We start from the raw sequence: 22966 nt of genomic DNA on the forward strand, positions 1-22966 counted from the left end.
GCGGCTCCGTCCGCAGGACGTCCGGGGTGGGCGGTCAGCCGCCGGCGACCAGCACGACGGCGGCTGCGCAGAGGGCCAGGCCGACGGCCTGGCCGCGGTGGACGGTCTCGCGGAGGACGAGCGCGGCCAGGAGGACGGTCACGGCGGGGTAGAGCGAGGTCAGGACGGCGGCGACCGCGAGCAGGTCCTCGCGAGTGGCCAGCAGGAACAGCCCGGTGGCGGTGGCGCCCAGCAGGCCGCTGACCACTCCCAGCGCGGCGCCGCGCTCACGCGGGACCCACGGAACACGCACCAGGACCGCCACGGCGACGATCGCCAGGCCGGCGACACCCTGGTTGACCGCCAGGGGGAGCAGTCCGGCGCCCTCTCGGACCTCCGCGAGCGCGGCGAACATCGCGCCGAAGCCCAGCCCGGCGAGCACGCCGTCGGCCAGTCCGGACGACCGTGGGGCAGGGCGGCCGTCCACGGCGACGCCGGCCGGCTGCCGGGCGACCAGCCAGATCGCTGGCAGGGCGGCGAGGAAGCCGAGCCAGACCAGCAGGCTCGGGCGCTCACCGGCCAGGAGCCCGACGACGACCGGCACGAGGGTGGCGCCGACGCCGGAGACCGGCGCGACGACACCCATCCGTCCGGACGAGAGCCCGCGGTAGAGGAACGCGGTGCCGAGCCCGTTGCCGATCCCGCCGAGGACTGCCCAGCCGAGGTCGGCGCCGGTGGGGGAGCCGTCGACGACTGTGGCGAGAGCGAGGACGGCGGTCGCGCCGGCGAGCTGGGCGGTGAAGGCCACGGCCCACGCGGTGGCCCGCTGCGAGGCGAAGCCGCCCACGAAGTCGCCGAGGCCGTAGGTGAGCGCGGCCCCGAGCGCCAGGAGGGCGCCCATCAGGTGACGACGACGCCGACGGTCCAGGTGGCCGCCGCGAGGAGCGCGGCGAGCAGCTCGATGAGGATGCTGAGCCCGGCGGCCTTGAGCGCGTGCACCGTCGACGGCCACGCCGCGCGGGCACCGAGCCGCCGGTGCTCGGCGAGGTAGACGCCGAGCACGAAGCCGAGGAGCAGGCCCGCCACGGGGACGACGAAGAAGCCGACGAAGCCGAGCACGCCGCCGACCACCAGCGTCGAGCTCGGGATGCCGGCGTCCTGCAGGCGGCGGCCCGGCACGGCGTACTTGACCACCGCACCCAGCGCGAGGACGACGGTGGCCACCGCGAACACCGTCCACGCGGTGCTGCCGCCGACGTCGACGGCCCAGACCAGAACTGCGGCGAGGACGAGCAGGGTGCCGGGGAGGACGGGGACGAGCACGCCGACGATGCCGATCGCGATCGCGACGGCGACGAGGACCTCGAGCAGGCTCACGGCGTCAGCCTGTCACGGTGGGTGGTCTGGTCCGGCCGCGGTGGCCGGGGTGGAAATGGCCGATGGCCCCGGACATCGTCCGGGGCCATCGCTAGGTCTGGGTGTCGGTCGGTCAGCGCTCGTCGGGAGCGGCTGCCGGGGTGCCGGTCAGCTTGTGGGTCTCGTCGACGACGTTCGCCGCGATCTCCTTGAGCTTGTCGCCGTGCTCGCGTGCGTGGTGGGCGCAGAAGAGCAGCTCTCCGCCCGTCTGGAGCTCCACACGGAGGTAGGCCTGGGCTCCGCAGCGGTCACAGCGGTCCGCGGCGGTCAGCGGTGCGCTGGGGGCAACGGCAGTGGTCACATCGGCCTCATTTCTTCAGTCTCGGTACCAGGCTCAACGTGTGAGCGGGGCGAAGGATTCCCGCGGTCACGTGGTGCCTGACACCTCGATCTCATCACGATCAGTGTTGCCCGATCTCGGGGTTTCCATGCGCCGGGCCGGGAGGTCCGGATCACGTTCACCCTTCGGGAGGAACAACGACTGGTCCTACGGATTGTGACGGGGTGCGGACCGTCACGGTGCCCGTTCCGCTCAGTCCGAGCCGGATCGTGTCCGCATCGTGACGTCCCGCGTGCTGCTGGGTGCTGCTGGGGTCCTGCTGGATGGTGCCGGCTGTGCTGCGGCTCACCGTAGTGGTGGCCGGACCTGGCGTGGCTCCTCGGGGTCACGGCGTGTCGTAGGTAGATTCGGAGCCACCCCACCGACGGATCGCCGCAGCCGGCTGACGGCTGCCCGGGGACCGCCGGACCCGCCGTACCGCAGGAGCCCCACGATCGCCGACAACACCTACAACGCAGCGCACCTCCTGGTCCTCGAGGGCCTCGAGGCGGTCCGCAAGCGCCCGGGGATGTACATCGGCTCGACCGACACCCGCGGGCTCATGCACTGCCTGTGGGAGATCATCGACAACGGCGTCGACGAGGCGCTCGGTGGCCACGCGGCCCGCGTCGAGGTCACGCTGCACCCCGACGGCTCGGCCGAGGTCCACGACGACGGGCGCGGCATCCCGACCGACAAGGAGCCCAAGACCGGGCTGCCCGGCGTCGAGGTCGTGGCGACCAAGCTGCACGCGGGTGGCAAGTTCGGCGGCGGGTCGTACGTCGCCACCGGCGGCCTGCACGGCGTCGGCCTCTCGGTGGTCAACGCCCTGTCCACGCGGATGGACATCGACGTCGAGCGCTCGCCGGCGGTCCAGGGCCTCTCGTTTCGCCGCGGCGTCCCCGGCGTCTTCGCGACCGACGAGGACCCCGGCGCCGACTTCGAGCCGCGCTCGGGCCTGACCCGCAAGGGCGGCCGGGTGGCGAAGGGCCGCAGCGGCACGCGGATCCGCTTCTGGCCGGACCGGCAGATCTTCACCAAGGACGCCGGCTTCGTCTACGACGAGCTGGTCACGCGCGCCCGCCAGACGTCGTTCATCGTGCCGGGCCTCGAGCTGGTCATCCGCGACCTGCGGGGGCCTGAGCTGGTCGAGGAGAAGTTCCGCCACGACGGCGGCATCACCGAGTTCACCGAGTTCCTGGCGCACGACGAGCCGGTCACCGACGTGCTGCGGCTGCAGGGCTCGGGCACGTTCACCGAGACCGTGCCGCTGCTCGACGACAAGGGGCACATGACCCCCCAGGAGGTCGAGCGCGAGCTGGCCGTCGACGTCGCGGTGCGGTGGGGGACCGGCTACGACACCGAGGTCCGCTCCTTCGTCAACGTCATCGCCACGCCCAAGGGCGGCACCCACGTCGCCGGCTTCGAGCAGGCGGTCACCCGCACCTTCAACGACGCGATGAAGGCCGCGAAGGTGCTCAAGGTCAACGACGACGACGTCACCAAGGACGACGTGCTCGAGGGCATGACCGCGGTCGTCACCGTGCGGCTGGCCGAGCCGCAGTTCGAGGGCCAGACCAAGGAGATCCTCGGCACCCCCGCCGCGCGCACCGTCGTACGCCGTGTGGTCGCCGCAGAGCTGAAGTCGTTCCTGACCTCGACCAAGCGCCAGGAGAAGGCGCAGGCCAAGCTGGTCATGGAGAAGGTGGTCGGCGCGGCGAAGACCCGCATCGCCGCGCGTCAGCACAAGGAGACCCAGCGGCGGAAGAACGCGCTTGAGTCCTCCGCGCTGCCCGCCAAGCTCGCCGACTGCCGCGCGACCGACAACGACCGCACCGAGCTGTTCATCGTCGAGGGTGACTCCGCGCTCGGCACGGCGAAGCTCGCGCGGAACTCCGAGTTCCAGGCGCTGCTGCCGATCCGCGGCAAGATCCTCAACGTCCAGAAGGCCTCGGTCGGCGACATGCTGAAGAACACCGAGTGTGCCTCGATCATCCAGGTCGTCGGCGCGGGCTCGGGCCGGACCTTCGACCTCGACGCGCGGCGCTACGGCCGGATCATCTTCATGGCCGACGCCGACTCCGACGGCGCGCACATCCGCTGCCTGCTGGCGACGCTGTTCTTCAAGTACATGCCCGACCTGATCCGCGAGGGCCGGGTCTACTCCGCCGTCCCGCCGCTGCACCGGATCGAGATCTCGAACCCGCGCAAGGGCATGGACAAGTACATCTACACCTACTCCGACGACCAGCTGCAGCGGAAGCTCGCGGAGCTGAAGAAGAAGAACGTCAAGTGGAAGGACCCGGTCCAGCGCTACAAGGGCCTCGGCGAGATGGATGCCGACCAGCTGGCCGAGACCACCATGGACCCCCGCCGCCGCACCCTGCGCCGGATCACCGTCGACGACGCCGACGCGGCCGCCAACGTCTTCGAGCTGCTCATGGGCTCCGACGTCGCCCCGCGCAAGGAGTTCATCGTCCAGGGCGCCTACGAGGTCGACGTCGAGGCACTCGACGCCTGAGGCCGCTCGGGTGTCAGCGCGCCCGCAGCTGGGTAGGTCGGGTCCATGGGCCACCGTCTCGCTCGCGCGCTGGGCGCTTCGTTGTTGATGTCGGGTTGCCTCACGCTCGTGGTCGCGTTCTTCTGCTACATCGAGGGCGAGCCGGACGGGGCGCACGTGAGCGCGGTGTGGGTGCTCACCACCCTCGGACTGTTGCTGGTCGGCAACTCGCTGGTCGTGCTGGTCCTGGAGTCCCAGGTCCGGTCGGAGCGCGGGTCCGGCGTCGGCTGACGCCCACGGAGTCCCAGGAGTGGGGGAGCCGGGGTAGTAACGGACGCATCTGACCGTCGCGGTGACCGTGACGGACGTTCCTGACCGTTACTACCCCGTCGGCGGGCGCGGGGCATTCGACGGCCCCGGGACCCGGGCGGCTCAGGCGGCGAGGTCGGGTGCGGGGACGCGGACGACGGGCGTGAGCTTGTCGGCGCGAGGGGCACGACGGGCGTCGGTCCGGCCGAGGTCGGCGAGCTGCTCGAGCCACGACTCGCGCTGCTCGGCCGTGCTGCCGTGCACCGGGCCGATCCGGGTCGCGCGCACCGGCTTCAGACCGCAGAAGCGCAAGGTGCTGCGGCGCAGCTGGCGCACGGCAGAGTCGCCCATGAGCCCGCGCAGCCACCAGCCGGGGGAGTCGGTCGTCATGACCACGCGCGCGGACCGCCCGGCGAGCAAGCCCTGGGGGAGCCCGTTGTCGCGGTACCGATAGGCCCAGCCACGCTCGAGGGTCCGGTCGAGGAAGCCCTTGAGCACCGCGGGCACCGAGCCCCACCACACCGGCGCCACGACGACGACGTGGTCGGCGGAGACGAGCGAGGCCTGCGCGCGGAGCAGGTCGGGCTCGAGCGGCTGCTCGGCGCGCAGCCCGCGGCGCAGGTCGAGGTCGAAGTCCAGGTCGCGCAGGGCGAGCAGCTCCACCTGCGCGCCGGCGGAGCGGGCGCCGGTGGCGTACCGCTCGGCGAGGGCGGCGCAGAGCGAGCCGCTGTCGGGGTGGGCGTCGATCACGAGGGTGCTGGGCATGGCGTCTCCTGGTTGTCGGCCGTCGGTCTTGACGGTGTAAAGATCCCGGTACAGCCAGCCTGGGGTACGATCTTGCTCGTGTCAAGATCCTCGACCGGCTACCACCACGGCGACCTGCGTCGCGCCCTCCTCGAGGCCGGGGCGGCGCTGCTGGAGGAGCAGGCGCCCGCCCGCGTAAGCCTGCGCGAGGTGGCGCGCCGCGCCGGGGTGAGCCACGCGGCGCCGTACCACCACTTCGGGGACCGTGGCGGTCTGCTCAAGGCCATCGGCGACGCCTGCATGGGCGACTTCCTCGCCCGGCAGGAGGACGCCGCGGCTGCCGAGGGCGACCCCGCCGACCGGCTCGTGGCCCTGGGGGAGGCCTACGTGTCCTTCGCCGCCGAGCGCCCGCACGCCTTCGCGCTGGTCTTCGACCCCGAGCTGTGCCCGCCGCAGGACCCGAGCCCCGAGCGCGCGCCGCTCATCGCGCGCAACGAGGATCTCCTCGCCGAGTGCGTCGCCGCCTGGCTGACCGCCCGCGGCCGCGGCCTGGAGGACCTCGAGGCGCTGTCGACGGCGTTCTGGGGCGCGGTCCACGGCCTCGCCGCGCTGGTCGGCGAGGGCCAGCTCGGGCGGGAGCAGGTGGCGCCGGCGCTCCGTGCGCTCGTCCGCTAGGCCCCGGACACCTCCGCGAGCGACCCGCGGTCGGACCGGGCTGGCAGCATGGGACGGGTGCCTGCCCGTCTGCTCGTTTCCGTCGTGGCGGTGCTGGCCCTCGTCGCGGGATGCACCGGCGACGAGGCCAACCCACCAGCCGGCGCGGGGCCGGAGGCAACGGAGCAGGCGGCGCCGCCGAGCCCGTCGGAGCGCCTCGGCCTGGGCATCGGCTGGGGGCCGACCCGCGCCGAGCTCGACCGCGCCGCGCGCCGGGTGGGCCGGCTGCGGCTGCCGGAGCTGGCCGGCCAGCTGATCGTGACGAGGTACGCCGGCACGCGGGCGCCCACCGAGCTGGTGCGCCGCCTCCACCTGGGCGGCGTGGTCGTCTTCGACGAGAACGTCGCCGGTCCGGAGGAGCTCGCCGGGGCGTTACGCAGGCTGCAGCGCGGCGCGGGCCGCGGGTGGCCGTTGATGACGGCGGTCGACCAGGAGGGCGGGCTGGTCCAACGGGTCGGCGGGGCGGTCACGGCGTACCCCGCTCTCATGAGCGCCGGCGCCGCCGGCGACCGCGCCCTCACCCGCCGGGCCCACCGTGCCCTCGGCGCCGAGCTGAACGTGATCGGCCTCAACGTCGACCTGGCGCCGGTGGCCGACGTGACCGTCGGCTCGGCCGACCCGGTGATCGGCTCGCGCTCGCCGGGGTCGGACCCTGTCGTGGTCGCGACCCACGCGGTGGCGGCGGCGCACGGCCTCCGCGACGCGGGGGTGGTGCCGGTGGTGAAGCACTTCCCGGGGCACGGGTCGCTCACGACCGACAGCCACGTCGCGCTGCCGGTGCAGACGCGGACGGTGCGGCAGCTGGAGCGGGTCGACCTGGCGCCGTTCCGCGCCGCGGTCGACGCGGGTCTGCCGGCCGTCATGGTCGGTCACATCGCGGTGCGGGCGGTCGACCCGGGCGTCCCGGCGACGCTGTCGCGACCGGTGGTCCACGGGCTGCTGCGCGAGCGGCTGGGGTTCGACGGGCTGGTCGTCAGCGATGCCCTGGAGATGGCGGCCGTCCGGAGCCGCCGGGAGCCCGCGGTGCGGTTCCTGCGGGCCGGCGGGGACGTGGTGCTCATGCCGACCGACCCGGCCACGGCGCGCGCCTCGATCGTGCGCGCGGTCCGCGACGGCCGGCTGCCGCGGCGGCGGCTCGAGCAGGCCGCGACCCGGATGGTCGCGCTGCTCGAGCACCGGGCGGCGACGGCCGGCAGGGGAGCGGCACCGGGATCGGCGGCCGAGGCAGCCCGCACGCTGTCGGCCGAGGCCGTGACGGTGGTGGCCGGCCCCTGCGGCGGCCGGCTGGTCGAGGGCCCGGTGGTGCCGCTGGGCAGCAGCATGGCGGTGGCCGGCTTCCGCGCGGCGGCAACTCGCGCCGGCATGAGCCTCGGCCGGGTCGACCTCGTCAAGCCGCCCAAGCCGAAGCGGACCGGCAACAAGAAGAAGGACCGACGCCGCCTGCGCGCCTGGCGGCGCACCGAGCCGCGGACGGTCATCCGGGGCACGCCGGTGCACCTGGTCGGTCCGGGCGGCGCCGCACCGGGCGCCGGGATCGTGGTCGCCACCGACCGTCCCTGGGTGCTGGGCACCTCGGCGGCGCCGGTGCGCATCGCGACGTACGGCGCGACGCCGGGTGCGATGAGGGCACTGGTCGACGTGCTGGCCGGCCGGGCGCGGGCGCCCGGCCGGCTGCCCGTGGACGTGCGAGGCGTCGACCGGCGCGGCTGCTGAGCGTGCCTCGCCGGCCCGCGGGCCCCAGCGTCAAGAGCCCTCCTGCACCTCGTAGATCTCGTCCGCGACGAGGCCGTGCGCCTCGCGGTGGACGGCGGTGGCCCCCTCGGCGTCGGGTGCGTCCACCAGGCAGAAGACCTGGCCGCGCCCCTCGTCAACCCAGTAGCGCAGGTAGCGCACGTCGTGCGCCGACTGCGTCTGCAGGTCCGCCAGGTGCGCCTTCGCGACGTCGTCCATGCTGACGCCGCCGTCGAGGTGGTGCACGTCCATGTAGAGAGGCATGTCGTCTCCTCGGGATCGGGCCCCCGGGCGGGGCCGGTCCACCGACGCTAGGCGCGCGAGAGGCTCCGACGGATCGGCAGGAGTGCCCACGTTGCGCGCGGGCTCAGGACCTGGGCATGCCCACGCGGAGGAGGTCGGTGCGCCGGGCGAGGTCCGCCGCGCGCCCGCGGCTGGGGACGCCGAGCTTGGCCAGGACGGAGGACACGTGGCGATGCACGGTCCGCGGTGAGATCACCAGCCGGGCGGCGATCTCGGCGTTCGTGCACCCCTCACTGAGGAGCACCAGCACCTCGTGCTCGCGGGCCGTGAGCCCGGCCGGGTGGGTCCGCGTGGCCGCTCGTGCCCCCGCGGGTGCCCCCTTCCCACGCGCTTGGCGGAGCTGTTCCACTCCGACCTGGACAGCAGCCGTCGCGCCGAGGCGCCGCAGCCGCCCGACCGCCTCGTGGAGCAGGGCCGGCTCGGCGGAGTCGAGGAGTGCGAGGCCCGCGGCGTACCCGCATCCCAGCGCGTCCCAGGCTGCAGCGGCGGCGCGGGCGTCACCAGCGACCTCGAACCGGTAGGGCCCGCACGCGGACCGGCCCGCGTGGCCGCGCAGGCGGCGCGCCCACGCCGCGACGGGTGACGCCGGACCGCCGCCGACCGCATCCGCTACTGCCTCGGCGCGGCCGAGCTCGGCCTCCGCGTCGACGAGGCGTCCCTCCAGCCAGCAGGCCTCCGCCCGGGCGAGCTGGACGGGGACGACCCACTGCGGCTCGCCGCCCTCGGCGGCCGAGGACCGGGCCTCGTCCAGGGCCTCCCAGCACGGCTCTCCCCGGCGGGCCTGCACCCGCCCGAGCACGAGGAGCGCGTGGAGGCGGTTGACCGTGGACAGGTCGGCCCGTTGCAGGAGCCGCCGGGCGAGGGCGACGGCGCGCGTCCAGTCGCCCCGCAGCTCCAGGGCGCCGGCGTGCTCCCCGTCCAGGCAGGCACCGAAGGTGGCGACGTCGTGCTCGTCGCAGTACGCCGTTCCGTCCTCGTGCACCCGGTCCGCGTCGTCGAGCCGCAGGTCCTCGACCAGCAGCGAGTGGAGGTTGGTCCAGGCACGGGCGGCGGTGGCGGGCGCTCCAGCGGCGACCGCGACGTCGAGCGCGCGGCGCAACGTCGGCTCCCAGGCGTCCCCGAGCGCGTGGGCGGCGCACGCCTCGGTGTTGAGCGCGTCGCTCACGACCTCCGTCAGGCCCAGGGCCTCGGCGACCGCGACGGTCCGGCGCGCGAGGGCGATGGCCTCCGCGCTGCGGCCGCTGACCATGGCGTTGCTCGCGGCGTTCGCCAGCGCCCAGGCCAGCTCCGGCGTCGGACCGAACGGCTCGAGCAAGTCCAGGGCGGCCTGGGCCGCCGCCCGCGCCTCGGTGCCTCGGCACAGCCGCCACATGGCTCGGGACAGGTGCCGCAGGGCGTCGCCCTCGCGGATCGGCTCGCCGGCCTCGCGCCACCGGGCCAGAGCCTCGGTCCGGGCCGCCGCGGCGTCCTCCCAGGCGTCGGCGAGGGCCGCCTCCGTCGCAAGGTCGTCCAGCAACGATGCGCGTGCGGTGGGCGGGAGGGCCGCCGCGTGCCGGACCGCCCGTCGGTACTGGGCGAGCGCCTCGCGGTGCGAGCCGACGGCGGCGGCCGCTGCGCCGGCCCGGACGGCAGACCGCAGGAGGACCGAGGTGTCGCCGGCGCCCTCGGCGTGGTGCACGAGTCGCGCCGCGTCCGGGTGCTCGCGCTCGACGAGGACGGCGAGCACGCGGCGGTGGGCGTCGGTACGCCGGTGCGGCGCGATCCCGGCGGTCACGGCTCGCCGGGCGAGCTCGTGCCGGAACCGCCAGGTCTCGCCGTCCCCCGCGAGCACCCCGGACGCGGCGAGCTCGTCGAGCACCGTCGACCCCGCGCCGGTCGCCTCGCGCAGCAGCCAGTCCTCGACCCGGGCCCCGCACACCGCGGCGACGTCCAGCGCGCTCCGCGCCTCCGGCCCGAGCCGGGCGGCGCGGGAGAGGACGGCGTCGCGCACCGTGGTCGGGACGTGTCCGGTCCCGGCGGCGACCACCTCGCTGACCAGGAACGGGTTGCCCTCGGTGAGCCGGTGGAGCGCTGCGGGTTCGAGATCGGTGCCCCGGGCGAGGTCGGCCACCGCCGCGATGGTCAGGAGCGGCAGGTCCATCCGGCGCGTGCCGCGCTGTGCAGCGAGGTCGCCGAGCGCGAGCCGGAGCGGGTCGCCCGGCGCGAAGGCGTCGTCGCGGCAGGTGACAACTACGAGCGCCGGCACCGAGCGCATTCGGCGGGCCACCCGCCGCAGCAGGTCGAGGGTCGCCTCGTCGGCCCAGTGGACGTCCTCCATCACCAGCACCGCGGGTCCGGACGCGAGTGCCGCCATGAGTGCCCGGAAGACCCGGTCGCGGTCGAGCGGAGCCGCCCAGGCGGCCTCCAGCTCGCCCCCGACGACCGGGGCGAGGTCCGCCACCGGTCCGAGCGGGCTGGGGGTCGCCAGGCCGTCGCACGCGCTCCACCACCACGGACGGTCCGTCAGCCGGTCGGCGAGCGCCTCGACCAGCGCGGTCTTGCCCGCACCGGCCTCGCCGGCGACGAGGACCAGGCGCCCGTCGCCCGCGGCCGCCTCCACGGCGTACCCGTGCAGCGCGGCGAGCTGCTGGGCGCGTTCGAGGAGGGGCACGTCGACATCGTGCGCTCCGGAGAGGCTCGCGGTCCAGCGCCGCCGCGAGGCACCGGAGGCAGCGACGCCTCAGACGACGTGGTCGAGCAGCCCGGTGTCGACGTCGTAGATGAACCCGCCGATCTTCACCGTGTCGGGGACGAGCGGGTGGCTGCTCACCTTGTGCACGTCGTCGGCGAGCGCGGCGCGCTGGTCGGCCACCACCGGGAACGGCTGCCAGGTGGCGTCCGTGCCGGCGGAGGCGCCGACGCGCTCGCGCAGCTCCTCCTCGGTGCTGGACGCGACGGCGCAGCGGGTGTGGGGCACCACGAGGATGCGGTCGACGTTGAGCAGGTGCACCGCGAGCACGAGCGCCTCGAGCGCCTGCGGGGTGACTCGCCCACCCGGGTTGCGGAAGATCTTGGCGTCGCCCGGCTTGAGGCCGAGCATGCCGAGCGGATCGATCCGCGAGTCCATGCAGGTCACGATCGCGACGCCCGCGTGGGCGACGCCGTCGAAGCCGGCGAGGTCGAAGGTCTCCGCGAACCGTCGGTTCGCGTCGAGCAGGTCGTCGAAGTCCGAGTCAGCCACGGACGAAAGTTAGCGGATCGCTCAGGCGCCGCCGCGCAGCACCTCGGCGGTCGAGACGGCCTTGGTCGCCGCGCCGCGGAAGACCACCAGCGCGATCAGCCCGGCGAGCACCGCGGCCACGGCGGCGCCGGCGAAGACGGCGTGCTCCTGGGGGATGCCGGCGGCGGCGATGAGGTCGGAGTACGCCGTGCAGCGGGTGCGGCCGTCGCAGACCTCGCGGGCCGAGGGGAGCGGGTTGTCCTCGAGGTGGTCGTAGTAGCGGCGCAGGCCGAGGGCGGTGAGCGCGGAGATGCCGACGAGCATGCCGACCATCCGCGCGACGACGACCATCGCGCTGGCCACGCCGTGGACGTCGTCGTCGGTGCTGGCCAGGATCGCGGCGTTCACCGGCGCCAGCGCCAGCCCGAAGCCGAAACCGCACACGACGAGCGTCAGGTCCGAGGAGAGGTGCTCGAGGCTGTCGACGTCCCACTGGGTCATCAGTGCGAAGCCGAGCGCCGACAGACCCATGCCGGCGGCGGTGATGACGCCCGCGCCGACGCGGCGGGTCAGCCAGCCGCCGACGACCGCGCCGACCGGCAGCGCGACGAGGAACCGCAGCAGCACGAGCGCCGCCATCAGCTGGGAGTCGCGGTGGATGGTCGTGCGGGCGAAGAGCGGGATGTCGATGAGCGCGGCGATGAGGGCGGCGCCGACGAAGAAGCTGACCAGCACCGCGCCCCAGGCCGGCACCCGGCGCAGCGCCCCGGCGGGCACGATCGGCGCCTCGGCGCGGCGGACGTGCACGACGAAGGCGGCGGCCCCGAGGGCTCCGCCGAGGAGGTACCAGAGGCCCTGGTCGGAGAAGACCTGCACCTTCGGGTCGGCGGTCGCGAAGGCGAGGATGACGCCGCCGAGAGCGATCGCCAGCAGCAGCGCCCCGGTCAGGTCGGCCTCGCGGGCGCTGCGCCACCAGGCGCGCAGGTCCACGAGCGGGCGGCGGGCAAACGCGCAGCGGACCAGGAACAGCAGCGACGCGCCGATCGCCACCAGGCCGACCGGGGTCAGCCAGCGGCCGTCGCCGGCGTACGGCACGAACATCTCGCCCCAGGTCAGGTCGCGCAGCAGCTGGCTGGGCCGGAGGAAGACCAGGCCCCCGGCCACCATGGCGACCAGCGCGAGGAGGACGCCGAGCAGGTCGGGCAGGCCGCGGCGAGGTGGGGGTGCGGCGAGGCCGGGCGGCGCGGCGCCGCGCACCGAGCGGATCGCGGCGGCGAGCACCAGGCCGACGGCGAGGTTGAGCAGGAAGATCGCGCGCCAGTCGGCGACGGCCAGCACGACCGCGCCGAGGAGCGGGCCGAGCACGCTGCCGAGCTCCTGGACGGCCGAGACCAGCCCGAGCGGCACGCCGCGCCGCTCGGCGGGGTAGAGGTCGGCGACCAGCGCCAGGGTGGCGGGCACGAGCCCGCCGCCGCCGACGCCCTGGAGGAAGCGGCCGGCGACCATGCTGGGGAGGTCGTACGCCGCCGCGGTCACCAGCGAGCCGAGGGCGAAGAGCACCAGCGCGGCCACGAGCACCGGGGTGCGGCCGCGGAGGTCGGCGATCCGCCCGATGAGCGGCAGCATCGCGACGTACCCGAGCAGGAAGCCGGAGATGATCGGCGCCGCCTTCTGCAGCTGCTCCACCGAGATCCCGGCGCCGGTCATCATGTCCGGCAGCGCCAGCACGACGACGTAGGTGTCGGCCGCCGCGAAGGCGACCGCGACCGACGCCAGGACGAGCAGCAGCCGCGGTGAGCGGCCCCCGGCCCCCCGGCCCGCCCCGGCGACGGTGTCGCTCACGGGGCGGTGATGTCCTGCTCGGTGCCGTAGTCGTCGAACCCGATCGTGTAGGTCATCTCGGGGGAGTCGGCGTAGAAGATGCCGGTGAGCACGGCCGAGCGCAGCTCGCCCTCGGCGGTAATCGTGTACGTCGCGTCGAAGTCGCCCGACGCGCTCGGGATGACGTTCTTGACGGCCGTGTCGGGGACCGTGCCGGTGTACTCGGTCAGCACCTCGTCGTTGTTCGCGCCGCCGCGGACCGACTCGCCCTCCTCGAGGTCGGTGGTCGCGGGCAGCAGCGCCGAGAAGCCGGCGTCGGGGCTCATCAGGCCGGCGGGGTCGGGCGCGCCGTACTCGGTCGGGTCGATGTCCTGCCAGCCGTCGGTGAACGGCACCTGCGCGTAGACCTTGTCGTCGACGGCCACGACCGGCACCTCGACCTGCTGGCCCAGGAGCACGACGGTGATCGAGCCCTCGAAGGCCGGCGCGTGGGTGCCGACCCCGGAGGCGTCGACGATGCCGGTGACTCCCTCGGGCAGGTCGTCGGTGGTCAGCGTGATCGACAGGCCGCTGGTCTCGTCGAAGGTGGTCTTCGCCAGCTCCATCACCTCGGCCGGGGTCTGCTCCTCGCCGACCGGCGTGGAGTCGTCGTCGCCGCCGGAGCAGCCGGCGACGAGGGCGGCGGTGAGCACGAGACCGAGCGCGGGGGCGAGTGCGGGCATGACGACAGGACGGAGGGAGCGCAGCACGCGATCAGCCTTCCACACCGACGGGAGCGGGCTCGGAGCCACCGCTGTCGCCACCTCCGAGGCGTGCCGCGACCGGGCCGGCGCAGGCGGCGATCGGCTGCGTGCCGGGGATGCCGGAGCCGTCGCGGCGGCCGTTTGCCTCGGGCAGCTCGACCGGCGCACCGCTGTCGGCGGCGGCCCGGGCCGGCGCGGTGCCCACCCAGGCGAAGACCAGGGCGTCCTCGCCCTTGAGGAAGCGGTGGCAGCGGACGCCGCCCGTGGCGCGGCCCTTGGGCGGGTACTCCGAGAACGGCGTGACCTTGACCGCGCCCGGCTCGGTGCCGGGCAGCGCGGTGGAGGAGCCGGAGGCGGTGACGACGACCGAGCCCTCGGGGGCGGCGTCCACCGCGCCGAACCACAGCACGGTGGCGCCGGCGGCCAGGCGGACGCCGGCGATCCCGCCGCCGGAGCGGCCCTGCGGGCGCACCCCGTCGGCGCCGAAGTGCAGCAGCTGCGCGTCGGTGGTGACGAAGCAGAGCGTCTCGTCGCCGGTGGCCAGCTCGACCGCGCCGACGACCTCGTCGCCGTCGGCGAGCCGCACGACCTCCCAGTCGTCCTTGTTCAGCACCTCGGGGTTGACCCGCTTGACCACGCCCTGCTTGGTGCCGAGCGCGAGGCCGGGGCCCTCCGTGGCCAGCGTGCACAGCGCGAGCAGCCGCTCGCCCGGCTCGAGGGCGAGGATCTCGCTGACCGGCAGGCCGCCGGCCAGGTGCGGGTCGTTGGCGGTGCCGGGCAGCTGCGGCAGCTCCAGCACGCCGATCCGCACCAGGCGTCCGGTGCTGGTCAGCCCGCCGATCTCGCCGCGGGCAGTCGCGCGGACCGCGGAGACGACGACGTCGTGGTTGGCGCGCCCGCCGCCGCTGCCGGGCGGCTCGTCGGTGGCGGTGCGGGCCAGGAGACCGGAGGAGGAGAGGTAGACGAAGCACGGGTCGTCGGCGACCTCGAGCGGCACGGCGCTGCTGACCGGCGAGCCGGCCGACTCCAGCAGCACGGTGCGGCGCGGGGTGCCGTAGGTCTTGGCGACCTCGGCCAGCTCGTCGGAGACGACCTTCCGCAGCAGCGCGTCGTCGCCGAGGATCGCGTCGAGCTCCTCGATGGTGCGCTGGAGCTCGGACTGCTCCTTCTCCAGCTCGATCCGGCTGAACTTCGTGAGCCGGCGCAGCTGCATCTCGAGGATGTACGTCGCCTGGGGCTCGGTCAGCTCGAAGACGTCCATCAGCCGGCCTCGCGCCTGGTCGGCGTTGTCGCTGGAGCGGATGAGCTGGATGACCTCGTCGATGTCGAGGATCGCGACCAGGAGACCCTCGACCAGGTGGAGCCGGTCGGCGGCCTTGCCGCGGCGGAACGCCGAGCGACGGCGTACGACGTCGTAGCGGTGGGCGAGGAAGACCTCCAGCAGCTCCTTGAGCCCGAGCGTGCGGGGCTGGCCGTCGACGAGCGCGACGTTGTTGATGCCGAAGCTGTCCTCCATCGGCGTGAGCCGGTAGAGCTGCTCGAGCAGCGCCTCGGGGACGAAGCCGTTCTTAACCTCGATGACCAGCCGCAGACCGTGCTCGCGGTCGGTGAGGTCCTTCATGTCGGCGATGCCCTGGATCTTCTTGGCCTGCACGAGGGTCTTGATCCGCTCGATGACCTTCTCGGTGCCGACGCCGTAGGGCAGCTCGGTCACGACGATGCCCTTGCGGCGGGCGGTGACGTTCTCGACGCGGGCGCTGGCGCGCATCTTGAACGTGCCGCGGCCGGTCTCGTAGGCGTCGCGGATGCCGTCGAGGCCGACGATCTTGCCGCCGGTGGGCAGGTCGGGGCCCGGGATGAACCGCATCAGGTCGTCGAGCGTGGCCTTCGGGTCCTTGATCAGATGGCGCAGCGCCTGGACGACCTCGACCAGGTTGTGCGGCGCGCAGTTGGTGGCCATGCCGACGGCGATGCCGGTGGTGCCGTTGACCACGAGGTTGGGGATCGCGGCCGGCAGCACCGACGGTTCGAGCTCGCGGCTGTCGTAGTTGGGCCGGAAGTCGACGGTGTCCTCGTCGATCGAGGCAGTCATCGCCACCGCGGCCGGCGCCATCCGGGCTTCCGTGTAGCGCATGGCGGCGGGGGAGTCGTCGGGCGAGCCGAAGTTCCCGTGGCCGTCGATGAACGGCAGCCGCATCGACCACGGCTGGGCCATCCGGACCATCGCGTCGTAGATCGCGCCGTCGCCGTGCGGGTGCAGCCGACCCATGACCTCGCCGACGACGCGGGCGCTCTTGACGTGGCCGCGATCGGGCCGCAGGCCCATGTCGTTCATCGTGTAGAGGATCCGCCGCTGCACCGGCTTGAGACCGTCGCGCGCGTCGGGCAGCGCCCGGGAGTAGATGACGGAGTAGGCGTACTCCAGGAACGACGACTCCATCTCCTGCTGGATGTCGGTGTCGAGGATGTGCTCCTCGAAGTCCTCGGGCGGCGGGGGAGTCGTACGTCGTGCCATGCCGCCCATTGTCCCCGCCGGGCGGCCGGGACCGGCCGGGGGCACGCCCGGCGACCGGCTAGATTCCTACTCGTGACCGAGCAGGACGTCCCCACCGCCCCCCGGCACTGGGAGGCCGACGTCCTCCTCCGCGACGGACGCACCGCCCACATCCGCCCGATCGTGCCGTCCGACGCCGAGCTGATGGTGGAGTTCTACAGCCGGGTCTCCGACACCTCGAAGTACTACCGGTTCTTCTCGCCGATGCCGCGGCTCTCCGACCGCGACGTCAAGCGGTTCACCGAGGTCGACCACCACGACCGGGTGGCGTTCGTGCTGACGCTGAGCGGGCAGATGATCGCGGTCGGCCGCTACGACGTGGTCCGCCCGGGCGAGGCCGAGGTCGCCTTCCTCGTCGAGGACAAGCACCAGGGCCGCGGCATCGCCCAGCTGCTGCTCGAGCACCTCGCGCAGGCCGGCCGCGAGCGCGGCGTCGAGCGGTTCGTCGCCGAGGTGCTGCCCGACAACACCCGGATGATCCAGACCTTCCGCGACGCCGGCTACCACGTGGCCAGCGAGTACGAGGACGGCGTGCTGGCGCTGGAGTTCCCCATCACCGCCACCGACACCGCGATCGGGCTGATGCAGGGCCGCGAGCACAAGGCCGAGGCCGCCTCGATCGAGCGGTTCTTCAACCCGCGCTCGGTCGCGGTCATCGGTGCCTCGCGGCGCCAGGACACCATCGGCCAGGCGCTCGTGCGGCACCTGGTGACCGGCGACTTCACCGGGCGCGTGTACGTCGTGAACCCGACGGCCGCCGCGGTGTCGGGCATGCCGGCGTACAAGACCGTCGGCGACATCCCCGACGAGGTCGACGTGGCGATCGTCGCGGTCCCGGCCGAGTCGGTGCAGGACGTCGTCCTGGACTGCGCCGCCAAGGGGGTGCACGGCCTGGTCGTCATCTCCTCGGGGTTCGCCGAGACCGGCGAGGAGGGCCGCCAGCGGCAGCGCCGGCTCGTCGGCCTGTCCCGCTCCTACGGCCTGCGGCTGATCGGCCCGAACTGCCTGGGGATCATCAACACCGACCCGGCCGTCTCGATCAACGCCTCGCTGTCGTCGGTGATGCCGCCGCGCGGCCGCGCGGGCTTCTTCTGCCAGTCCGGCGCGCTGGGCTCGGCGATCCTGGAGAAGGTGCAGAACCGCGGCCTCGGCCTCTCCACCTTCGTCTCCGCCGGCAACCGCGCCGACGTCTCCGGCAACGACCTCCTGCAGTACTGGGAGGAGGACGACTCCACCGAGGTCGTCCTGCTCTACCTGGAGTCCATCGGCAACCCGCGCAAGTTCTCCCGCATCGCCCGGCGGGTCTCGCTGCGCAAGCCGATCATCGCGGTGCGGTCGGGCCGCACCACGCAGGGCGTGCCGATGGGCCACGCGGTGCGCCGGATCTCCGCGCCGCCGCAGGCCGTGGACGCGATGTTCCGCCAGGCCGGGGTGATCCAGGTCGACACGCTCGAGGAGATGTTCGACGTCGCGCAGCTCCTGGCCCACCAGCCGCTGCCGCGCGGGCGCCGGGTCGCGATCGTCGGCAACTCCGACGCGCTCGGCCTGCTCGCCGCGGACGCAGCCGCCGCGGTCGGGCTCGTCGTCAACAAGTCCGTCGCGCTGGGCGCCGACGCGACGGCCGACGACTTCGAGGACGCGCTCGACGCCGCCATCGACGACCCCGAGATCGACTCGGTCGTCGCCGTCTACATCCCGCCGCTCAACGTCTCCGGCGAGGACGTCGCGAACGTGCTGGCCGCCGTCGGCGAGCAGTCGGACAAGCCGCTGGTGTCCTCGTTCCTCGGTGCCGAGGGTGTGCCCGAGCTGTTGCGCGTCCCCGACGTGGCGGGCTCGACGGCCGGTCGTGGCTCGGTGCCGTCCTACCCCGCGGTGGAGTACGCCGTGCGGGCGCTCGCGCGCGTCGTGGAGTACGCCGTGTGGTTGCGGACGCCGGACGCGCCGCCCCGCGTGGGCGACACCGTCGACCGGCGGGCCGCGAAGGCGGTCGTCGACCGCGTGCTGGTGCAGCACCCCGAGGGCACCGAGCTGAGCCAGCAGACGCTGGCGGAGCTCCTGGCGGCGTACGGCGTGGAGCTGTGGCCGGTGCGCAAGGTGGCGTCGCTGGAGGAGGCGCGGGCCGCCGGCGAGGAGCTCGGCTGGGACGTGGTGCTCAAGGCGACCGCCGACCACCTGCGCGAGCGGCCGGACCTGGCCCACGTGTGGCGCAACATCGACGACGCCGAGGAGATGGCCGACGCCTGGGAGTCGCTGTCGTCGGTGATCGGCGACCCGGCCGGCGCCGGGTTCATCGTGCAGAAGGTGGCGCAGCCGGGCGTGCCGGTCTCGATCCGCTCGATAGAGGACCCGCTCTTCGGTCCGGTGGTCTCCTTCGGCATCTCCGGGGCGATCACCGACCTGCTGACCGACCGGTCCTTCCGGATCCCGCCGCTCTCGGAGCGCGACGCGGCGGCGATGGTGCGCGAGATCAAGGCCGCGCCGATGCTCTTCGGCTACCGCGGCAGCGAGGTCGTCGACGTCGCCGAGGTGGAGCGGCTGATCCTGCGGATCTCCCAGCTGCAGAACGACCTGCCCCAGGTCCGCTCCCTGGAGCTGTCGCTGGTGCTGGCCGGCGCGCACGGCTCGAGCGTGCTCACCGCCGGTGCCCGCGTCGAGCCGGTCACCGACCCGCGCTCGGACTGGTACGTGCGGCGGCTCCCGCAGGCGCCGGGCGACACGATCCCGGGCTGAGGCGCCTCCCGTGCCATTGGGGTCGCGGGGGGTGCCGCGTGACACACTTCGGACCATGCGCACCCGCACCACCGACGACCGGGACCGGGCCACCGAGCTCCGGCACGCCATCGACCGCACGGGCTACTACCCCGAGGTCGTCGCGGACGGCGTCGCCGCGGCGGTGGCGGGCGAGCAGGTCGTGTCGTTCTTCGTCCACCACGAGCCCACGTTCGAGCGCGACGAGGTGCGCCGCCACCTCTCGGTGGTGGTGCTGACCCCGACCCGGCTGGTCCTCGCCCACACCGACGAGCACCCCGGCGACGACCTGCTCCCGGAGCCCTACACCTCCACCTCGACCGAGGCGGTCAGCCTCTCGGCGGTGAAGTCCGTCGTCGTCACCCGCAACATCGCCAACCCGACCTCCGGCCCTTCGCGGCCGGCCGAGGTCGTCATGACCATCGGCTGGGGCGGCGTCGCCCGGATCGACCTCGAGCCGGCCGGCTGCGCGGACCCCGAGTGCGAGGCCGACCACGGCTACACCGGCGTGCTCTCCTCCGACGACTTCTCGCTGCGGGTCTCGGCCGCGGCGGACGGCGCCGACGCAGTGCACGGGCTGCTGTCCTTCGCCGAGTCGCTCTCGGCCGCCACGCACGCCTGAGGCGCGGGACGTGTCGGGGGGCGGGGCTGGGCTCGGGTCTGGGCTCGGGTCGGGTCCGGCGGGGGAGTTCCACGAGCCGGCGTACGGGCAGCGGTCGCTCTCCGACGTCGTGCCTGCGGTCGCGGTCGCGCTCGGGATCGACCTGGGCCCGGCGCTGGACCGGGCCGCGCCGACCCGGCTCGAGCTGCCGCCGGCGTCGTCGTACGTCGTCTTCCTCGTCGACGGCCTCGGCCACCGGCTGCTGGAGCGCCACGCCCACGCCGCGCCGTACCTCTCCTCGCTGCTCGGGCGCGAGCCCGCCACCGCAGGGGTGCCGTCGACGACCGCGACCAGCCTGACCTCGCTCGGCACCGGGCTGGTGCCGGGCGTGCACGGGCTGGTCGGCTTCACCTCGCGCGTGCCCGGGACCGACCGGCTGCTCAACGCGCTCTTCTGGTCCCCGGAGGTCGACCCGCTGGAGTGGCAGCCGCACCCGACCGCGTTCGCGCGGCTGCGCTCGGCCGGCGTCACGACGACGGTGGTCAACAAGCGGGAGTTCGCGGGGAGCGGGCTGACCCTCGCGGGCTCGCGGGGTGCGGAGTACGTCGGCGCCGACAAGGTCGGCGAACGGGTCGCCGCCGCGGTGGCCGCCTCGATCGAGCGGCCGTCGCTGACCTACCTCTACGACAGCGACCTGGACTGGACGGGCCACCGGTACGGCGTCTCCTCCAGCCAGTGGCTCCAGCAGCTCTCCAGCATCGACTCCGAGGCCGAGCAGCTGCGCGAGGCGCTGCCCGCCGACGTCCGGCTCGTCATCGTCGCCGACCACGGCATGGTCGACTGCCCGCCCGACCACCGCCTCGACGTCGACGACCACCCCGAGCTGCGCGACGGCGTGGCGCTGCTGGGCGGCGAGGCCCGCTTCCGACACCTCTACTGCCAGCGCGGCGCCGTCGACGACGTCGCCGCCACGTGGTCGTCGGTGCTGGGGGAGCGCGCCGACGTCCTCACCCGCGACCAGGCCATCCGCCGCGGCTGGTTCGGCTCCGTCGACGCCTCCGTCCTGCCCCGCCTCGGCGACGTCGTCGTCGCCTCCACCGGTGACCACGGCATCTTCTCCACCACCGACTTCGCCTACGAGAAGACGCTCGTCGGCCTGCACGGGTCGCTCACGCCGGAGGAGATGCTCATCCCGGTGCTCGTGGACTGAACCGCCCGGGGCGCCACGGGCCGCCCGTCCGCCCTCGGCGTTCTGCCTCCGCCGCGGGATCGGCCACTAGCGTCGTCGCGTGGCACAGAGCCTCGACGACAAGCGGATGCGGCTCCGCCATGCCGGGGCCTGCCGCGCCTGCGGCGCAGCGCTCGAGGCGCGGGTCGAAGCCGTGTACGAACGTTCGACCAGGACCGTTCGTTGCCTGGCCTGCCCGTCGCCGGCCAGAGCGGGCGGATTTGCTGAGGAGCGGTCGGTCTAGAACGGCTGCGGTCGGCTAGACGTCCTGCGCGTCGCTCCGTCGTCGCATCGCCAGCCCCGTGACTGCTGGTATCCCGACCGCAGCCGCGCCGATGAGGACAGCAGCGGTGATGTGGATGGGTGCCAAGAGCCAGAACACGAAGACGGTGGGAAGCAAGCACAACAGGATCACGAGGGCTGGTAAGAACACGACCAGCACGACCCGACGCCCGTCAAGCCTGAGGGCAGGGCGACCGCTCACGGTGACACACTAGTCACGAGCCGGGTGCACACTCACGCCGCATCGCGGGCCTCGACGGCTGAGGGGCTGGGCGGGAGCTCGTTCAGCGAAGCAGGCCGTAGGCGTGGGTGGGCGTGACCCGCACGACCAGCCGTCCCTCATGCACCATCGCGGCACGGTAGGCCTCCCAGTCGTCGTGCTCACCCGCCAACGAGCGGTAGAGCTCGACCAGCTCGTCGGTCGCCGCGTCGTGCGGGTCGGCCGCGACCTCGGAGAGGCTGACCTCGCCCTCGACGACCGCATAGGACCAGAAGCTGTCCCCATCGACATGCACTGCCGCCCACGGCGTGCGCCGCAGATTGGCGTACTTCGCGCGGCTGGTCGTGATCGACACCCGGATCACGTCGTCGTCACCGACGCCGGCGAGGATGTTGGACAGCTGCGGCTTCCCGTCGCGCTTGACCGTCACCAGGACAGCCTGGTGGTTGCGGCGTACGGCGGCGATGGCGTCTGCGATCTCCATACCGACGATCTTGCCCCGCGTCGGGGACTCAGCCGCGCACCTGCAGCTCCACCTCCACGTGGTCGCCGTCCTCGATCCCCTCGGCGACGCGAACCGCCCGACACTTGTTCGATGGGTGGCAGGACCAGGATTGGTGCGGCGGTTGGGCTTTGGCTCGGCCTAGCGCTGATCGCCTGGCTCATCCTGCTCCCGAGGAAGCGGCAAGGCCCGTTCTACGAGGTGGGGGACCCGCTCATCGTCATGGGCGCTCCCATGCTCCTGCTCGGGGTGGCCATTGGCGCGAGTGCCGGTTCCGCGCTGGACACGAAGCCGGACACCAAGGTGCTTCCGCGCCGAGTCACAATCGTTGGGCTGGCGCTTGGCGCCGCCGGGGTCGTGTTGACCGTCACGCTCATGCTGTGGGGGACGGGCATCGTCGGCACACCCCGCTGACTGCGCCAGCACCTCATCGACACCCGTCATGCCGCGTTCGGCGCACTTCGGGCGGAGTGTGCCGGGAGCGGTGAACGGGGTCGTGTGCTTGACGACGCGCGACGGCGCGTTGTCGAGCACACGTCCGCGATCCTGGACCGCGCACTTCCGCGCAATTGCGTGGCTTCAGCGCCTGGCGGAGTCCGCGGGCCAACATTTCGGCGCAATTGAACGATCGTCGACACCCCGGAACACCGCAATCCGGGCCAAGTGAGCGGAAAGTAAGCCCCTAAGCACCCAGCGCCCGCAAGTCGACCTGCTCCTGTATGGGCTCTCCGCCAGTGAGGTATGAGATGGACAACTCGTCATAGGTCGCGCCACGCCCGTCTCGGGGTCGACCGAACTGCATCTCCAGAGTGAAGAGATGGTCGTCCATAGACCCGCCACCTCCTAGGAAGTGTGGCGCCCGGTCGCCCAATGCTCGGACCGTGATACGGGAGCGCACGGACTCGAAGTCATCGTCAGGGCGGGTGGTGGCCACGATGAAGGTGAGCCACAGAACGTCCTCGGCGTAGCCAACCGGCAGCCGGGTGATACGACATTCGGGCCCGTCGACTCGGTGATGCGACTCGGAGCGACTTGCAGGCACGACCCAACCCT

20 protein-coding genes are annotated in these 22966 nt (G+C 73.6%); 9 read left to right on the forward strand and 11 right to left on the reverse strand.

Translation table 11 applies throughout. The annotated features are described in order from the left end of the window. Positions 1-34: 34 nt before the first annotated feature. The 3 genes from H7344_RS01055 to H7344_RS01065 all read right to left on the reverse strand — a co-directional run bounded on the left by H7344_RS01055 (position 35) and on the right by H7344_RS01065 (position 1696). Positions 35-880, reverse strand: a complete 846-nt coding sequence (locus tag H7344_RS01055) for a DMT family transporter (protein ID WP_186344168.1) — start codon at positions 878-880, stop codon at positions 35-37. Continuing rightward, the gene (locus H7344_RS01060; protein WP_186344169.1) at positions 880-1356 is read right to left on the reverse strand and encodes a DUF456 domain-containing protein; all 477 of its coding nucleotides are present in this window, start codon (positions 1354-1356) and stop codon (positions 880-882) included. The genes H7344_RS01055 and H7344_RS01060 overlap by 1 nt, the downstream gene beginning before the upstream one ends. Before the next feature lie 112 nt (positions 1357-1468). Continuing rightward, complete coding sequence (locus tag H7344_RS01065; protein WP_166196134.1) at positions 1469-1696, reverse strand: DUF7455 domain-containing protein; 228 nt, start codon at positions 1694-1696, stop codon at positions 1469-1471. A 421-nt stretch (positions 1697-2117) separates the two neighbouring features. On the opposite strand from H7344_RS01065, the gene H7344_RS01070 reads away from it, so the two are divergent. Together H7344_RS01070 and H7344_RS01075 are read left to right on the forward strand one after the other, a co-directional pair. Next, positions 2118-4235 (forward strand): DNA gyrase/topoisomerase IV subunit B, encoded by a 2118-nt coding sequence (locus H7344_RS01070; protein WP_222130142.1) that lies wholly within the window; start codon positions 2118-2120, stop codon positions 4233-4235. A gap of 45 nt (positions 4236-4280) precedes the next feature. Beyond that, positions 4281-4505: a hypothetical protein gene (locus H7344_RS01075; RefSeq protein WP_186344170.1), complete on the forward strand. Its 225-nt coding sequence runs from the start codon at positions 4281-4283 to the stop codon at positions 4503-4505. A 141-nt stretch (positions 4506-4646) separates the two neighbouring features. On the opposite strand, the gene H7344_RS01080 is transcribed toward H7344_RS01075, so the two are convergent. Next, positions 4647-5288 carry an NAD(P)H-dependent oxidoreductase gene (locus H7344_RS01080; RefSeq protein ID WP_186344171.1) on the reverse strand — a complete coding sequence of 214 codons (642 nt, stop codon included), beginning with the start codon at positions 5286-5288 and terminating at the stop codon, positions 4647-4649. A gap of 78 nt (positions 5289-5366) precedes the next feature. On the opposite strand from H7344_RS01080, the gene H7344_RS01085 reads away from it, so the two are divergent. After that, positions 5367-5942, forward strand: coding sequence for a TetR/AcrR family transcriptional regulator (locus H7344_RS01085; protein WP_186344172.1), 576 nt, complete (start codon positions 5367-5369; stop codon positions 5940-5942). A gap of 57 nt (positions 5943-5999) precedes the next feature. Next, complete coding sequence (locus H7344_RS01090) at positions 6000-7694, forward strand: glycoside hydrolase family 3 protein (RefSeq protein WP_222130071.1); 1695 nt, start codon at positions 6000-6002, stop codon at positions 7692-7694. A 30-nt stretch (positions 7695-7724) separates the two neighbouring features. Here the strand turns inward: H7344_RS01090 and H7344_RS01095 are convergent, their stop codons facing one another. From H7344_RS01095 to H7344_RS01120, 6 genes are all read right to left on the reverse strand, one after another. Next, on the reverse strand, positions 7725-7976 hold the full coding sequence (locus tag H7344_RS01095) for a DUF4242 domain-containing protein (protein ID WP_186344173.1): 252 nt from the start codon (positions 7974-7976) through the stop codon (positions 7725-7727). 103 nt (positions 7977-8079) lie between these two features. Beyond that, positions 8080-10665 carry an ATP-binding protein gene (locus tag H7344_RS21005; RefSeq protein WP_186344174.1) on the reverse strand — a complete coding sequence of 862 codons (2586 nt, stop codon included), beginning with the start codon at positions 10663-10665 and terminating at the stop codon, positions 8080-8082. Positions 10666-10734: 69 nt separating this feature from the next. Further along, complete coding sequence (locus H7344_RS01105) at positions 10735-11235, reverse strand: beta-class carbonic anhydrase (RefSeq protein ID WP_186344175.1); 501 nt, start codon at positions 11233-11235, stop codon at positions 10735-10737. Between the two features lie 21 nt (positions 11236-11256). Beyond that, the gene (locus tag H7344_RS01110) at positions 11257-13056 is read right to left on the reverse strand and encodes an MFS transporter (protein WP_186344176.1); all 1800 of its coding nucleotides are present in this window, start codon (positions 13054-13056) and stop codon (positions 11257-11259) included. Next, complete coding sequence (locus H7344_RS01115) at positions 13053-13784, reverse strand: LppX_LprAFG lipoprotein (protein ID WP_186344177.1); 732 nt, start codon at positions 13782-13784, stop codon at positions 13053-13055. Before H7344_RS01115 ends, H7344_RS01110 begins: the two co-directional genes overlap by 4 nt. Before the next feature lie 4 nt (positions 13785-13788). Next, positions 13789-16293 (reverse strand): DNA gyrase/topoisomerase IV subunit A, encoded by a 2505-nt coding sequence (locus tag H7344_RS01120; RefSeq protein ID WP_186344178.1) that lies wholly within the window; start codon positions 16291-16293, stop codon positions 13789-13791. Positions 16294-16365: 72 nt separating this feature from the next. Between H7344_RS01120 and H7344_RS01125 the strand changes: the two genes are divergently transcribed. From H7344_RS01125 to H7344_RS20175, 4 genes are all read left to right on the forward strand, one after another. After that, the gene (locus tag H7344_RS01125; protein WP_186344179.1) at positions 16366-19062 is read left to right on the forward strand and encodes a bifunctional acetate--CoA ligase family protein/GNAT family N-acetyltransferase; all 2697 of its coding nucleotides are present in this window, start codon (positions 16366-16368) and stop codon (positions 19060-19062) included. A 55-nt stretch (positions 19063-19117) separates the two neighbouring features. Continuing rightward, entirely contained in the window at positions 19118-19702 is a 585-nt protein-coding gene (locus H7344_RS01130; protein WP_186344180.1) for a DUF5998 family protein, read from the forward strand. Between the two features lie 10 nt (positions 19703-19712). Further along, positions 19713-20891, forward strand: coding sequence for an alkaline phosphatase family protein (locus H7344_RS01135; protein ID WP_186344181.1), 1179 nt, complete (start codon positions 19713-19715; stop codon positions 20889-20891). 79 nt (positions 20892-20970) lie between these two features. Beyond that, entirely contained in the window at positions 20971-21153 is a 183-nt protein-coding gene (locus H7344_RS20175) for a hypothetical protein (protein WP_222130072.1), read from the forward strand. 322 nt (positions 21154-21475) lie between these two features. Here H7344_RS20175 and H7344_RS01145 read toward each other — a convergent pair whose 3' ends face one another. Further along, on the reverse strand, positions 21476-21895 hold the full coding sequence (locus tag H7344_RS01145) for a PPOX class F420-dependent oxidoreductase (RefSeq protein ID WP_186344182.1): 420 nt from the start codon (positions 21893-21895) through the stop codon (positions 21476-21478). Positions 21896-22006: 111 nt separating this feature from the next. Between H7344_RS01145 and H7344_RS01150 the strand changes: the two genes are divergently transcribed. Continuing rightward, a complete protein-coding gene (locus tag H7344_RS01150) occupies positions 22007-22327 on the forward strand; it encodes a hypothetical protein (RefSeq protein WP_186344183.1) in 321 nt (106 codons plus the stop codon). The last annotated feature ends 639 nt before the right edge of the window (positions 22328-22966 follow it).

Origin of the sequence: Nocardioides deserti, assembly GCF_014266025.1 — a bacterium.
Classification (GTDB): Bacteria; Actinomycetota; Actinomycetes; order Propionibacteriales; family Nocardioidaceae; genus Nocardioides; species Nocardioides deserti.